Origin of the sequence: Paenibacillus sp. KS1, assembly GCF_001680695.1 — a bacterium.
In the GTDB taxonomy this organism is placed as follows: Bacteria; Bacillota; Bacilli; order Paenibacillales; family Paenibacillaceae; genus Paenibacillus_B; species Paenibacillus_B suaedae.
Window position 1 is genome coordinate 20,306 of record NZ_MAIS01000014.1, and the last position, 13,154, is coordinate 33,459.

Here is a 13,154-nt window from a genome sequence, read left to right on the forward strand (position 1 = left end):
TTTGTATATAGACAAAAAAATAGACAGCTATCGGAGTCGGCGAACTGCCCAACTTCCTACGCTGTCTATCCTTCTGTGCGTCTGTACAGACTATAAAATCCCTACAGTAATTCATGTATTTGCTATCTGTACTCACTGGCTTTACTGGCTTTGCTGTCTATAATATCAATGTCTACGCTGGGGCAAAGCCCTTCTGGCTTATATGAAGTTGATCGGGAGCAAACACGCGGCTGAACCGATCATACACGAGCTGATATGCATCTGGCTCGTACCATTCCTGTAAACCGAGCTCCTCGTACAATCTGAATATTCCCAATTGTCTCGTTCTAGCTCCCCCGCTACCATCACCCATAACGTAATCATCGATACAAATTCGATTCGTCAGCCCTGCCAGCTTCTGTGGAAACGATTCACTGCTTGGAAGAACGGGAGCGATCGTTGCCTGCGTCGGAATACCCGCCAGACGCAATTGTTCCAAAGCCTTCAATCTAGCTGCAATTGGCGGCGCCCCAGGCGTAAAATGCTTGCGAATCTCTTCCCTATCGGTCTCAACCGTCATACTTACACGCACCCTGTCCCTCATCTGCTGCAGCAGATCGATATCCCGCTGAACAAGTGGGCTGCGTGTTTGCACCAATAGGAATTCAGGCTGCTCATCAGCCATAACCTCCAGCAGCGAACGAGTTACCTGTTCCTTGTATTCGATCGGCTGATAGGGATCAGTACTTGATGACATGAAGATCGTGACTCTGCCCTTCGTCTTCGCTCGGCGCAGTTCTTTGCGCAGCACCGCTGCCGCCTGCTGTTTAATATCAATCCAGCTGCCCCATGCCGCCTTGCGGAACTTAGCCACTGGCATTTGTCGCACATAACAATAAGAGCAGGCGAATGAGCACCCGGTATATGGGTTCAGTGTATGGGAATAGTCGGCTAGGAATCCGGTACCTTTATTCAGCAGCGTTTTCGGTGTAGTAAATTGCAAGTCAATCATTCGCCTCACTCCTCCCTTCGCCAGCGATCAATCTTTATCAATCTTCTACGTCATGACTTGATCGCAGGCCGTTGTTCAACGTGCAGAAGACGTCTCTTCATCTCAAGCCCACCTCGATAGCCGGTTATAGAACCATCCTTCCCAATGACACGATGGCAGGGCACCGTAATCAGAATAGGATTCGCCCCGATTGCACTGCCAACGGCTCGCGCGGCCTTCGGTTTCTTAACCTGTTCCGCGATTTCGGAATAAGTTCGAGTTTCACCGTAGGGTATTGCACACAGTGCTTCCCATACTTCACATTGGAACGGAGTTCCCTGTATATCCAGCGGCACAGCGAATTCCGCACGATGCCCTGCCAAATATTCCACTACTTCCGTAACATATGGCTGCATACGTTCATCAGCACGTACTAGACCAGCAGCGGGATAGTGCCGCTCAGCCCATTGACTAAGCTGTTCAAATGATTCATTCTGACCGCTAATATAACATAAACCGCGTTCTGAAGCAGCAATATACAGCTGCCATTCATCATGTTGCAACAATGCCCAATATATATTGAGGTTCTCAGTTCCCATGATTGTTCTCTCCTCCGCTTATCTCATCCTGATCGATATTCCATTCGCGCATCCGATAGGCTGCCGGTGTATGTCCGGTCATTTTTTTGAACAAGGTGATAAAATACGGGGTATTCGAAAGCCCTACAGTCTGCGCTATGTCCGCAACGGGATACTTGGAATGAATAAGTAGATGCTTGGCATGATGCATGCGCGTACGCTGAACATATTCCATCGGAGATACCCCCATTATCCGCTTAAATGTACGTTGTAAGTGATAAGGACTGCCGTGACAAAATTCGGCGAGTGCTTGAAGCGTCAATGACTCCGCGTAACGGCTGTGAATGCATTGAACGATCTCAAGGACCCATTCCTGATCCGGCATGCGCTCTCCTGATGGTTTGCACCGTTTGCACGGGCGAAATCCAGCCTTCTGTGCATGTTCCGCATTCTGAAATATACATATGTTCGCTCTAATTGGAGGTCTTGACTTGCATGAGGGTCTGCAGAAGATCCCTGTTGTCTTCACTGCATAGATGAAGTGGTGATCGTAGGATGAATCATTCCCTAAGATGGCCTGCCACTGTTCATCTGTCGCTATACCTAGCATGATGGTTTGCTTCCCCCCATCTTCAGACAAGACTGTGAACCGAATAGGTTCGTTCCTCTCTGGCATAGAACTTCACCTCCTCTTCCAGTATAACCTGATAGACGGGGCTATGTACGCGAATAGGAATGGAAACGCAATATTTCGAAACCCATGTGATTCGGAAGTATGATACAACTATAATAGGAGATATTTCTCGTGCAGGGAGGGATAACATGACGATGGAACACAAGGAAAATCGGACGCGGTTGGAGGTTCCTACGGAATTCAATTTCAACGAGAATCTGAACTACTTATCTCGTACGACCAATGAATGTCTATATGAGATACAACAACACAAGGTATGTAAGGCAATTCCTCTTGAACATAGTTCGCCAATCGTAGAAATTAGCGCCAATGAAGATCAATCTCTGAACATTGTCTATCTTGGAAATACGGTTCCTCGTAATCCGGAGGAACATCGAGCTGTCGAACATTACGTTCGAGATTGGTTCGACCTAGACACTGACTTGGCACCCTTTTACGCTCTGGCCCAAAACGATCCCTTGCTTCAACATGCTGTCCAGTCATTCTCTGGATTGCGAATCATTGGCATCCCTGACCTATTTGAAGCGATGAGCTGGGGAATTATTGGCCAGCAGATTAATCTTGCGTTTGCGTATACGTTGAAGCGGAGACTAGTCGAACATTTTGGCAAGCGAATTACATATGATGGGAACACCTACTGGATCTATCCTACTGCCCACGATATCGCTTCTCTAGCCGTCCAAGATCTACAGCAATTGCGCATGACCGAACGAAAATGCGAGTACCTAATCCAAACTGCACAGCTAATTGCCGATAAGCGATTGTCAAAAGAAATGCTGCTCGCAGCCGGCGACTTCAAGCAAGCCGAACAGATGTTGACGCAAATACGTGGAATCGGACCATGGACGGCCAATTACGTACTCATGCGCTGCTTGCGAATGCCGTCTGCATTTCCGATCGATGATGTCGGACTTCATAATGCCATTCGCCATCGCCTCGGCTCCGACAGAAAGCCGACGAAGAGCGAATTGCGAGAGATGTCCGAGAAGTGGAGCGGCTGGGAAGCTTATGCGACATTTTACCTTTGGAGATATCTCTACTAATCCACAAACGATCCTATACAGCGGCAAGGATTATGGCATTAACACCAAATAGACCCGCCTTGCGTTCGAAGCAGGGCGGGTTTCCTATTCCTTATTTCTTGTATACAATTTTCTTGATGCTATCTACAGACAGGCAATATTGTTCAGATAACTGATCAATCGATGCCCCTTCACGGAAATAGTGCCGAATCTTCTCATTTCTAAGTTGGAGCTCTCTTCGAATCCCAGAGTTTTCGCCCCATTTTTTACGAGATCCTTGCGGTGCTGGAATGTATATGAATTCACCACAGACGTATTTCTGTATTTCTAATAGCAGATGTTCTGGCAAGCATTCATTCGCCTTCATATATTTCATGATCCCTTCGCTCCTTAAAAAATTGGTCTCTTTTAAGGGAGCAAAGCCTACATTATAAACGTATTTTCACCATGAAAGTCAAAATGAAAGTGAACGGTTAAGCGATGTAACTCCACACAAGCAACCGTTCATGTCCATAATATAGACTTTGCATGGAGTAGTTCTAAGTCGATACGCATGTATAACAAACGATCCCCTCATTTCGTTATCTAGTAAAGTTTGAATATAACCAATTGTACCAGTATATGCCTTTACAATCAATGGAATGGCATCGTTTCCCCCTTTCTTACCTCTAAAGTGTATGCGCTGATGAAATGAAATTTAAATTTTGAAATTTACATAGTATTACATTGACATTTCCAACCTTCTATCCTATTATTCTTACTAATCCTATCAGATTTAATATTTAACAACCGGTTGATTACGATTTCGTTAGGAGATTTTATTTAATTATAATCCCGATTTATTCAATGTGTATTATGAGATTTTAAATGAACAGGAGACAACAGAATAATGGCTGTGCTGAAACGCTTATTCGCCATGCTGGTCACGCTGTGGATCATTGTTACGCTGACTTTCGTGATCATGCACATGATCCCAGGTGATCCATTCGCTTCAGATTCGAAGACGCTCCCAGAGTCCGTATTGGAGAACATGAGGGCAAGGTATAACCTGGATAAGCCTTTGCCTACACAGTATTTATTGTATTTGAAGAGCTTGATCACCTTGGACTTAGGGCCGTCAATCCAATCCAAGACAACGGATGTTAACACCTTGATAGCCCGCGGATTTCTACCATCAGCGATTCTCGGTATTCAATCTATGCTGCTAGCAATCGTGGTCGGAATCGGATTAGGCACGGTTGCCGCCCTTCATCATAACCGCGCGCTGGATTTTGTTGCGATGATGATTGCGATGCTCGGCATCTCGATTCCGAGCTTCATCTTGGCACCATTGCTTATTAAGTACATGTCGGTGAAATGGGGTCTTCTACCCGTCGCTGCATGGGGAACTTGGAAGCATACCGTTCTTCCCTCACTCGCGCTTGCAGTTGCGCCGATCGCGATCATTGCCCGCTTCGTGCGAACGAGCATGTTGGAAGTACTGCAACAGGAATACATACATACAGCAGAAGCCAAGGGTCTGCCTACTTGGAAAATTGTGATTCGTCATGGACTGCGCAATTCCTTAATTCCTGTACTTTCCTTCATGGGCCCACTGTTCGCATCCGTCCTCACAGGCACGTTTGTGGTGGAGAAGATCTTTGCGATCCCTGGTATCGGAAAATACTTCGTCGATAGTATTTTCAATCGGGACTATCCCGTCATTATGGGCACGACGATTTTTTACAGCGTCGTATTGGTCGTTACGTTATTTTTAATCGACATGTCTTACCGGATCGTTGATCCGCGAATTAAACTTGCTAGCAAAGGAGATTAGCATGAAAGCTTCATCAGCCGAACTGGATCATCTGTTCCATCCCATCGAACGCAGCCAACAAGCAGAGCATCAGCTCCCAGCTCGCAGCGTTCCATTGTGGCAGGACAGATTGCGCAAGCTATCGCGCAACAAGCTCGCCGTACTCGGACTCGTACTGCTGCTGGTCATTATTTTGCTCGCCGCGATTGGTCCATCTCTCGTTCCCTATTCTTCGAGCGCTCAATCGTTAACAGCTACGAACCTCCCTCCCTCCGGAGAACATTGGTTCGGAACAGATGATTTGGGACGCGATGTGTGGGCGCGAACTTGGGCAGGAGCACGCATCTCGCTTACGATCGGATTCGCAGCAGCGGCAATTGATCTTGTCGTCGGCATTGTAGTAGGTGGCATTTCAGGATATATGGCAGGTCGCGGCAGGCTCGGTGATCGCGTTGATAATGTGTTGATGCGCATTGTTGAAATTTTATACAGCATCCCTTACTTGCTCGTAATCATTTTGCTTCTTGTCGTTATGAAGCCAGGAATTTTCACCATGATTATCGCCCTATCTATAACAGGCTGGGTTGGAATGGCGCGTGTTGTACGTGGACAGATTCTACAGCTTAAGCAGCAAGAGTATGTACTTGCAGCGCATAAGCTTGGCACATCTCATGCTGGCATAATCTTTAAGCATCTGCTCCCGAATGCTGCGGGCATCATTATTGTCAACTTAACGTTTACGATTCCGGCGGCAATTTTCTCTGAATCATTTCTAAGTTTTCTCGGTCTAGGTGTACAAGCACCTGATGCCAGCTGGGGCACAATGGCCAACGATTCACTTGGCGTCATATTAAGCGGCCAATGGTGGCGACTGTTCTTCCCAGGATTGATGATTTCGCTCACCATGTTCGCATTCAACGCATTTGGAGATGGATTGCAGGATGCCCTAGATCCACGATCACAACAATAAGGAGGTGCACTCATGAAGCATTTGCTCGAAGTTCAACAATTGCATGTTGTATTCCAATCAAGAAATAGAGAGCTTCAAGCCGTGCGAGACGTGTCCTTCCATATTGATGAACGGGAAACACTCGCAATCGTCGGCGAGAGCGGCAGCGGCAAAAGCATAACCGCTCGAACCATTATGGGAATGCTCCCTGCTCCACATGCGAAGCTGAAGGGTGGAGACATTCATTTTCAAGGCCAAGACATCACTTCACTCTCTCGCTCTCAGATGAGGAAACTAAGGGGTTCCGAGATTGGTATGGTCTTTCAAGATCCGATGTCATCCTTGAATCCAACGATGAAGATCGGTACGCAGATCAGCGAAGGTTTGCGGCAGCATCAGAAGCTTACCAGAACCGATGCACGAGCGAGAACGATACAATTGCTGCAGCTCATAGGCATTCCAGATGCGGAACGAAGATACGATCAATACCCGCATGAATTTAGTGGAGGAATGCGGCAGCGGGTATCCATCGCAATTGCACTCGCCTGCAATCCCAAGCTGCTGATAGCGGATGAGCCTACGACCGCACTGGATGTCACGATTCAAGCCCAAATTCTTGACATGCTGACAACGCTGCAAGAACAGATGGGGAGCTCGATTCTGCTCATTACCCATGATCTCGGTGTCGTGGCTGAGGTTGCGCACCGCGTTGCAGTCATGTATGCCGGAATGATTGTGGAAACGGGCACAGTCGAAGATATCTTCGAGCGCCCGAAGCATCCATATACATGGGGCTTGCTTCAGTCCACCCCGAAGCTGGATACCTCCGAGGACGAACGGCTGACACCGATTGAAGGTTCTCCTCCAGAGTTATCCGAACAGATTACTGGCTGTCCTTTCGCGAAGAGATGTCCTTATGCCATGCAGGTCTGCCTGCAGCATCTGCCGGACACCCATTCGTTCTCAGATCAGCATAGCGCTCGCTGCTGGCTGAATGATCCCCGAACTCCAGTCGGTCACGGGACAGGCCCTGCAAGGAGGAATGAACATGTCGAAGCCTATTGTTGAGCTCCATCAACTGCACAAGCATTTTCGGACAGATTCGAATCACACTGTGAAATCAGTTGACGGAATCAGCTTATCCATCCTTCCCGGCGAGACGGTTGGCCTTGTTGGTGAGAGCGGCAGCGGCAAGTCAACATTAGGCAAAGTCGCGGTAGGACTGCTGGAACCTACAGCTGGAAAGGTGATGTTCAATGGCAAGGAATTGGCTAGCGCACGCGGTCTGGAACGTCGTGAGCTGAATCGGAGCATGCAAATGATCTTTCAAGACCCGCATGCATCGCTCAACCCTCGACTGCGCGTTGGCGACATTATTGCCGAAGGAATCGACGCATATCGCTTGGCAAGGGGCAAAGCCCGCAAAGAGCGAATTGCTGAGCTGCTTGAGAAGGTCGGGCTGCACCCGGATCATGCTCTTCGCTATCCGCATGAATTCAGCGGCGGGCAAAGACAGCGTATCGGCATCGCCCGAGCATTGGCCGTGAATCCGCAATTTATTGTCGCTGATGAACCGATCTCAGCACTCGATGTGTCGATACAGGCACAAATTGTAAATCTGATGAAGGATTTGCAAATCGAACAAGGCTTAAGTTATTTATTCATTGCCCATGACCTGGCGATGGTCAAGCATATTAGTGATCGAATCGGCGTTATGTATTTAGGCAAAATGATGGAGCTGGCAGATCGAAGCTCATTGTTCACCAACCCGCTTCATCCTTATACGCAAGCCTTATTATCAGCAATTCCAACAACGGATCCTTCAAATAAGAGACTTCGTGAACGCATTGTACTGCACGGCGATCCGCCAAGCCCGCTATCTCCGCCTACCGGATGTCCGTTCCATAGCAGATGTCCGGCAGCAACGGAGCTATGCGCCAATCAAATGCCGGAAGGCAAGCAAGTGTACAGCAATCACTGGGTTGCCTGCCACTTGTATTAAGAATGATCTATTACATATGAAGATATTATTGGAGGAACGAGCATGAAAAAATGGAACCTGATGTTAGCAATTCTTATCTTAGCCGCAACTGCCTTAACCGGATGCTCTGGAAGCAATAACGGGACAGCGAAGGAAACATCTGCTGCCGGTACAGAATCCAGCGACAAGATTCCGCAAGTGATCACAACGAATCTATCGGGCGGCGAACCGTATACCCTAGATCCAGCTCTCGCTTCAGATACAACATCTTATTTTATTATCGATAACCTATATGAAGGCCTCTACACTTATGACAAAGCCGGCAAAATCGTAGAAGGTGCTGCGAGCAAAGTCGATGTATCTGCTGACGCCAAGACGTATACATTCACGATTCGCGATAATGCGAAGTGGTCAAATGGCGATCCTGTTACAGCACAAGATTTTGAATACGCTTGGAAACGGGTACTGAATCCGAAGACAGCAGCGTACGACCCTTCCTCACTGTACTACATTAAAGGTGCAGAAGAGTACAACACAGGCAAAGGAAGCGCGGATGACGTTGGCGTTAAAGCCAAAGATGATCATACGTTGATCGTTGAATTGAAGGCACCGCTCGGTATCTTCCCGATTATCTCGATGGGACATGCGTATTTGCCGGTTCGTTCTACGGTCGTAGATAAAGACGAGAAATGGGCAGCTGAAGCGAGTACAATCGTCGGCAATGGTCCTTACACTTCGAAGGAATGGAAGCATAACGAAGAGATCACACTGGCAAAGAGCGATCATTACTGGAACAAAGACGCCATTTCGATGGATACCATCCATTTCAAAATGGTGCAAGATGCAACAACCTATTATCAAATGTACAAAACCGGCGACCTTGATTTGATTACGGCACTACCAATCGATACACTGGATCAAGAGAAAGAAAATAAAGAATACTTGGCTCACCCTACTTTCAGTGTCTATACGTATTCGTTCAATGTAAATGAAAAACCATTTACGAATCCAAAAATTCGTCAAGCATTCTCCTATGCGATTGATCGCGAGACTCTGACAAAGAATGTAACGAAGGCTGGCGAACAGGCTGCTTACGGCTATGTGCCATACGGCATCAAGAACCCATCGGGCAATGACTTCCGTGATGATGCAGCTAAGTATTACGAGTTCAATCCTCAAAAAGCAAAAGAACTGCTCGCTGCGGGCTTGAAGGAAGAAGGGTTGTCTACTCTTCCGCCTGTTACTTTCAAACTGAATTCTGCTGATAAGCACAAAAAAGTGGCAGAAGCATTGCAAGCGATGTTCAAAGAAAACCTAGGCGTAGAAGTTAAGCTCGAAACACAAGAATGGAAAACGTATATTGATACATTCAAACAGAAGAACTTCCAAGTTGCACGTATGGGATGGGAAGGAATCTTCCTTGATCCGCTTGGCGTACTTGTTCACTATCAATCTACGAACTCGAACAACTTCACAAATTGGAACAATAAACAGTATGATGACCTGATTGCAAAATCTACGTACGAGTTGGATCCTAACAAACGGGTTGAAATCCTCCAGCAAGCTGAAAAAGTATTGATGGAAGACTTGCCAATCATGCCGATATTGTTCTCCGTGGATACAGCACTTGTAAGTCCAAAAGTAACAGGCATCGTGTTCGATGTTCGTTCTAACCCAGATCTGCGCTTCGCAAAGCGTGTTGAGCAATAATCATGTTGGCACGATACGCGGTATCATCGATTATCGTCGCGGCCATCGTGTACATCATTAGTGCTCCCCCATTCGGGCTTATGAGTGATCGAATTGATGTAGGCAGTGTGAACAGATGCTTTCTGTATGGACTGATTCTATTGATTATTGGTGCATTCGCTTATGTCATGCGTACTGGATTTTTGAATCCAACAGTAGGTGGAGCTTCTTCACTAGGTTCCATGTTCACAGCGACATCGAATGTACTGCGCGAGGAAGATAGACGTCTTCAAGCCGATGCTTCACTTCAGCACTGGAAGCTGACAGTTAGCCGCAAGCTGAGCGCATATGCGCTTGGCTGTGGCAGCGGCATGTTCATCGGCGCGGTTATCCTACAAATTCAATATTTCTAACCATGCGGCGCTATCAGGCTATCCCCTATTCTCAATAGGAGATAGCCTGTGCTTTACTACTTCATAAGCATTGGATGATTCCCGTCTGTACGGCTGATGCGATACGATTCTCTTAATCCTACTATTTTTCTAGTGATTACGCATAATAATGTGATATCCGTTATATTCATGCAGAAAATGCAAGCTTTTAGTCAAAAAATAGCTCTAATGGGGCTTGCAAATTAGCGTCCTGCACTATAAAGTGTTTATGCATCCTATATATGGGAATCACACGAATAGTAAGGAGGATTGGTTAATGATCGATTTTTTACGGAAAAATGTGTGGGCAGCAGCACTATTGTTGGCCCTCCGGCTTTATGTAGGCTACACCTGGGTTTCAGCCGGATTGCACAAAATGACTGGTGGAGGCTTTGATGCAAGCGGATTTTTGAAAGGTGCTCTAGCAAAGGCTTCTGGCGAGAATCCTATTGTTCAGGGTTGGTGGGCGTCATTCCTCGAACATGTCGCAATCCCGAATGCCCAACTATTCAGCCTCATGGTTCAATGGGGAGAACTTCTTGTCGGTATCGGCCTGATCGTAGGCGGGTTAACGAGAACCGCTGCATTTTTCGGCATTGTAATGAATATGTCATTTCTATTAAGTGGTTCTATCAGCGCCAATCCTATTATGATTATCCTTACGTTGTTCATTCTCGTCGCCTATACCAATGCAGGCCGCTTCGGAGTGGATCAACTGTTGTTCCGCAGACTGAAATTGACTCGCAGCCATACACCTCAAAGCAGCACTTCAACCTCAGTATAACCTCGTGAGAAACACAACTGCTCATCGACACGCTTACAAAAATGGTAAAAACCATAGCTTGATCGGTTCAATTCCTTTTTTTACTCTTACAAGTTATAGCGTATTTATTTTATTGACTTTACATTTACAATTGTCAGCGTGAACTCCCCAACCACCTTTATTTAATCGCTTTAATACACTCGATGTTATCATCATATCCAATTTTTCTTATTTACCTATCCCTCATCAAGACATAAGCTTCCGTCATGCTCTATCTATAAGGTATGTAAGATTCACCTCTGTTTTCGCATATCTCACATTAAATTTGGGTCCATCCTGTGCTAGGCTGAATGCATCGTAAACTATCCTTCTAACGGTTCCTGTCATTGAGCTGCTGCGAGAGAACACTTCTTAATAAGTGATTTCTTAGCGGCTCTATGGCAGCTAACCCATGATCGCAGTACAATATAGATGTCTAGATGGACAATCAATGCCATGGGAGAGGATACTTTGATTGCAATTTCTATTGCTAGACTCGAAGCTGCCTTGAATACGGTGCCTGAACAGTTTCAAGCGCTGCAAGATGAAGTCTATCAACCGCGTACGCCAGGAAAATGGTCTCGCCTGCAAATTCTCGGACATCTATGTGACTCAGCAATCAACAATGTATGTCGATTTATCCAGCTTCAGCAGAGTGGAAGCGCCAATGATTCCGCAGATCCGTCAAGTATCACTCCATATAATCAGAACCATTGGGTTGATGCGCAGCAGTATAACAACGCCCCTATTGAAGACGTAATCAGATTATGGTGCAGCTTGAATCAAGCCGTCCTTCGAGTGATCACACATCTCTCTCAACCAAGCCTTGATGTGCGCTGCAAGCTCCCTGACGGACAAATCGTGACCTTGGAATGGTTGATTCAAGACTACGTGGCACATATGGAGCATCACCTGCACCAAATTTTCAGCAATCATGACAGCTTGTCATCCAGTTCATAAATCAAAATGAAAAAAAGGACGGTTAGCATACCGTCCTTACCGTCCTTTTTAGATTTATAACTTTGTGAGCACCACATCACTTGGTACCTACCCGCTTAGCTAGTTCAGTCAGATCATGCCCTTTCAACGCTCCTTCAACCAATTCCGGCAGCAAGCTTGGTGTACAAGCGAAGCATGGTGTTCCATCCCGCGCTAGAATCTTAGCAAGATTCTCATCATAGAAGGGCTGGCCTTGATCAGATAGCGCGAGCAGGCACATCGTCCTTACCCCTGCTTCCCTTAGCTCCTTCATCCGGCGAATGAGCGCTCCTCGGTTACCGCCTTCATACAGGTCGGACACGATAATGAACAATGTTTTCTTCGGCTCCGATATGTACTGCTCACAGTACGCCACCGATTTGTTAATATCCGTTCCGCCGCCCAATTGAATTCCGAACAGCATGTCAACCGGATCATTAGCACACTGTTCTGTCAGATCAACCACTTCGGTATCGAATACGACAACCCGTGTATCCAACGATGGTATTGATGCAAATATTGACCCGATTACAGACGCCCAAATTACGGAGTCCGCCATCGATCCGCTCTGGTCGATATCTACGATGACTGTCCATTCTTTATTGCGCTGCGCGCGGTCGAAAAAATAGAACCGCTCCGGAATGATCTGTTTCCGCTCCATATCATAATGCTTCAAGTTGCGCGAAATGGTTCTCTTCCAATCGATACCGCTTACAGACGGAAGCGGAGAATGCTGTCTTCGATTCAACGCCCCCGTAACCGCTCGACGTATGTCATTTTCTAGCAGCTTCACGAGTTCATCCACAACCGCCTGTACAAGCATGCGGGCCGTATCCTTAGTCTTCTCAGGGATTTTCCCCTTCAATGACAGCAACGTGCCCACTAATTGTATATCAGGCTTTACTTGTGCCAGAACCTCCGGTTCGAACAGCAGCTGCTTCCATCCTTTTCGCTCCATCGCATCATGCTGAATAATCGATACGACATCTTCAGGGAAGAAGGAACGTACATCTCCAAGCCATTTCGATAAGCGAGGTGCTGATTTGCCTAGTCCTGCGCCCTTGCCGCCAGCAGATGAGCCGGATCCACCTTGTGAATCAGTCGTCTCGTCATAGATTGCAGCCAATGCTTGATCCATGATCTGTTCTTCTTCCGACAGATGGGTACAACCATTCATGGAATAGCTGGACAGCTGCGCCTCCGCTGGCTGGCCGAGGATGAGCCGCCAACGTGTAAGTGCTTGTGATTCAGCGAATGTGCTCATG

14 protein-coding genes are annotated in these 13,154 nt (G+C 46.9%); 9 read left to right on the forward strand and 5 right to left on the reverse strand.

Translation table 11 applies throughout. From position 1 onward, the window contains the following. Window positions 1–172: 172 nt before the first annotated feature. Genes BBG47_RS06910 through BBG47_RS06920 form a run of 3 tightly spaced genes read right to left on the reverse strand, consistent with a single transcriptional unit; the run spans window position 173 to window position 2,158 of the window. Entirely contained in the window at window positions 173–991 is an 819-nt protein-coding gene (locus tag BBG47_RS06910; RefSeq protein ID WP_065291110.1) for an SPL family radical SAM protein, read from the reverse strand. A gap of 50 nt (window positions 992–1,041) precedes the next feature. Continuing rightward, window positions 1,042–1,569, reverse strand: a complete 528-nt coding sequence (locus tag BBG47_RS06915; RefSeq protein WP_065291111.1) for a methylated-DNA--[protein]-cysteine S-methyltransferase — start codon at window positions 1,567–1,569, stop codon at window positions 1,042–1,044. Further along, complete coding sequence (locus BBG47_RS06920) at window positions 1,559–2,158, reverse strand: bifunctional transcriptional activator/DNA repair enzyme AdaA (protein ID WP_065291161.1); 600 nt, start codon at window positions 2,156–2,158, stop codon at window positions 1,559–1,561. Before BBG47_RS06920 ends, BBG47_RS06915 begins: the two co-directional genes overlap by 11 nt. A gap of 212 nt (window positions 2,159–2,370) precedes the next feature. Between BBG47_RS06920 and BBG47_RS06925 the strand changes: the two genes are divergently transcribed. After that, a complete protein-coding gene (locus BBG47_RS06925; protein ID WP_065291112.1) occupies window positions 2,371–3,285 on the forward strand; it encodes a DNA-3-methyladenine glycosylase family protein in 915 nt (304 codons plus the stop codon). Window positions 3,286–3,376: 91 nt separating this feature from the next. Here the strand turns inward: BBG47_RS06925 and BBG47_RS06930 are convergent, their stop codons facing one another. Beyond that, window positions 3,377–3,640: a CD3324 family protein gene (locus BBG47_RS06930; RefSeq protein ID WP_065291113.1), complete on the reverse strand. Its 264-nt coding sequence runs from the start codon at window positions 3,638–3,640 to the stop codon at window positions 3,377–3,379. A gap of 513 nt (window positions 3,641–4,153) precedes the next feature. Here BBG47_RS06930 and BBG47_RS06935 point away from each other — a divergent pair. The 8 genes from BBG47_RS06935 (at window position 4,154) to BBG47_RS06970 (ending at window position 11,871) form a co-directional block, all read left to right on the forward strand. Then, entirely contained in the window at window positions 4,154–5,080 is a 927-nt protein-coding gene (locus BBG47_RS06935; protein ID WP_065291114.1) for an ABC transporter permease, read from the forward strand. 1 nt (window position 5,081) lies between these two features. Next, the gene (locus BBG47_RS06940) at window positions 5,082–6,029 is read left to right on the forward strand and encodes an ABC transporter permease (protein ID WP_065291115.1); all 948 of its coding nucleotides are present in this window, start codon (window positions 5,082–5,084) and stop codon (window positions 6,027–6,029) included. Between the two features lie 12 nt (window positions 6,030–6,041). Continuing rightward, entirely contained in the window at window positions 6,042–7,076 is a 1,035-nt protein-coding gene (locus BBG47_RS06945) for an ABC transporter ATP-binding protein (RefSeq protein WP_065291116.1), read from the forward strand. After that, complete coding sequence (locus tag BBG47_RS06950; RefSeq protein ID WP_065291117.1) at window positions 7,057–8,010, forward strand: ABC transporter ATP-binding protein; 954 nt, start codon at window positions 7,057–7,059, stop codon at window positions 8,008–8,010. The genes BBG47_RS06945 and BBG47_RS06950 overlap by 20 nt, the downstream gene beginning before the upstream one ends. Window positions 8,011–8,052: 42 nt before the next feature. Further along, window positions 8,053–9,699 carry a peptide ABC transporter substrate-binding protein gene (locus BBG47_RS06955; RefSeq protein WP_065291118.1) on the forward strand — a complete coding sequence of 549 codons (1,647 nt, stop codon included), beginning with the start codon at window positions 8,053–8,055 and terminating at the stop codon, window positions 9,697–9,699. Between the two features lie 2 nt (window positions 9,700–9,701). Beyond that, on the forward strand, window positions 9,702–10,091 hold the full coding sequence (locus BBG47_RS06960) for a DUF3899 domain-containing protein (RefSeq protein ID WP_065291119.1): 390 nt from the start codon (window positions 9,702–9,704) through the stop codon (window positions 10,089–10,091). Between the two features lie 295 nt (window positions 10,092–10,386). After that, on the forward strand, window positions 10,387–10,893 hold the full coding sequence (locus BBG47_RS06965; RefSeq protein ID WP_083189124.1) for a DoxX family protein: 507 nt from the start codon (window positions 10,387–10,389) through the stop codon (window positions 10,891–10,893). A gap of 489 nt (window positions 10,894–11,382) precedes the next feature. Beyond that, complete coding sequence (locus BBG47_RS06970) at window positions 11,383–11,871, forward strand: DinB family protein (protein ID WP_175400496.1); 489 nt, start codon at window positions 11,383–11,385, stop codon at window positions 11,869–11,871. Between the two features lie 76 nt (window positions 11,872–11,947). On the opposite strand, the gene BBG47_RS06975 is transcribed toward BBG47_RS06970, so the two are convergent. Then, the gene (locus BBG47_RS06975) at window positions 11,948–13,153 is read right to left on the reverse strand and encodes a VWA domain-containing protein (RefSeq protein ID WP_065291162.1); all 1,206 of its coding nucleotides are present in this window, start codon (window positions 13,151–13,153) and stop codon (window positions 11,948–11,950) included. Window position 13,154: the final 1 nt, after the last annotated feature.

Bases quoted from the DNA above. Each gene is read 5' to 3' on its own strand.
- BBG47_RS06960 (WP_065291119.1), top strand. From the start codon at position 9,702: ATGTTGGCACGATACGCGGTATCATCGATTATCGTCGCGGCCATCGTG.
- BBG47_RS06935 (WP_065291114.1), top strand. From the start codon at position 4,154: ATGGCTGTGCTGAAACGCTTATTCGCCATGCTGGTCACGCTGTGGATC.
- BBG47_RS06925 (WP_065291112.1), top strand. From the start codon at position 2,371: ATGACGATGGAACACAAGGAAAATCGGACGCGGTTGGAGGTTCCTACG.
- BBG47_RS06910 (WP_065291110.1), bottom strand. From the start codon at position 991: ATGATTGACTTGCAATTTACTACACCGAAAACGCTGCTGAATAAAGGT.
- BBG47_RS06930 (WP_065291113.1), bottom strand. From the start codon at position 3,640: ATGAAATATATGAAGGCGAATGAATGCTTGCCAGAACATCTGCTATTA.
- BBG47_RS06965 (WP_083189124.1), top strand. From the start codon at position 10,387: ATGATCGATTTTTTACGGAAAAATGTGTGGGCAGCAGCACTATTGTTG.
- BBG47_RS06940 (WP_065291115.1), top strand. From the start codon at position 5,082: ATGAAAGCTTCATCAGCCGAACTGGATCATCTGTTCCATCCCATCGAA.
- BBG47_RS06920 (WP_065291161.1), bottom strand. From the start codon at position 2,158: ATGCTAGGTATAGCGACAGATGAACAGTGGCAGGCCATCTTAGGGAAT.
- BBG47_RS06915 (WP_065291111.1), bottom strand. From the start codon at position 1,569: ATGGGAACTGAGAACCTCAATATATATTGGGCATTGTTGCAACATGAT.
- BBG47_RS06955 (WP_065291118.1), top strand. From the start codon at position 8,053: ATGAAAAAATGGAACCTGATGTTAGCAATTCTTATCTTAGCCGCAACT.
- BBG47_RS06950 (WP_065291117.1), top strand. From the start codon at position 7,057: ATGTCGAAGCCTATTGTTGAGCTCCATCAACTGCACAAGCATTTTCGG.
- BBG47_RS06975 (WP_065291162.1), bottom strand. From the start codon at position 13,153: ATGAGCACATTCGCTGAATCACAAGCACTTACACGTTGGCGGCTCATC.
- BBG47_RS06945 (WP_065291116.1), top strand. From the start codon at position 6,042: ATGAAGCATTTGCTCGAAGTTCAACAATTGCATGTTGTATTCCAATCA.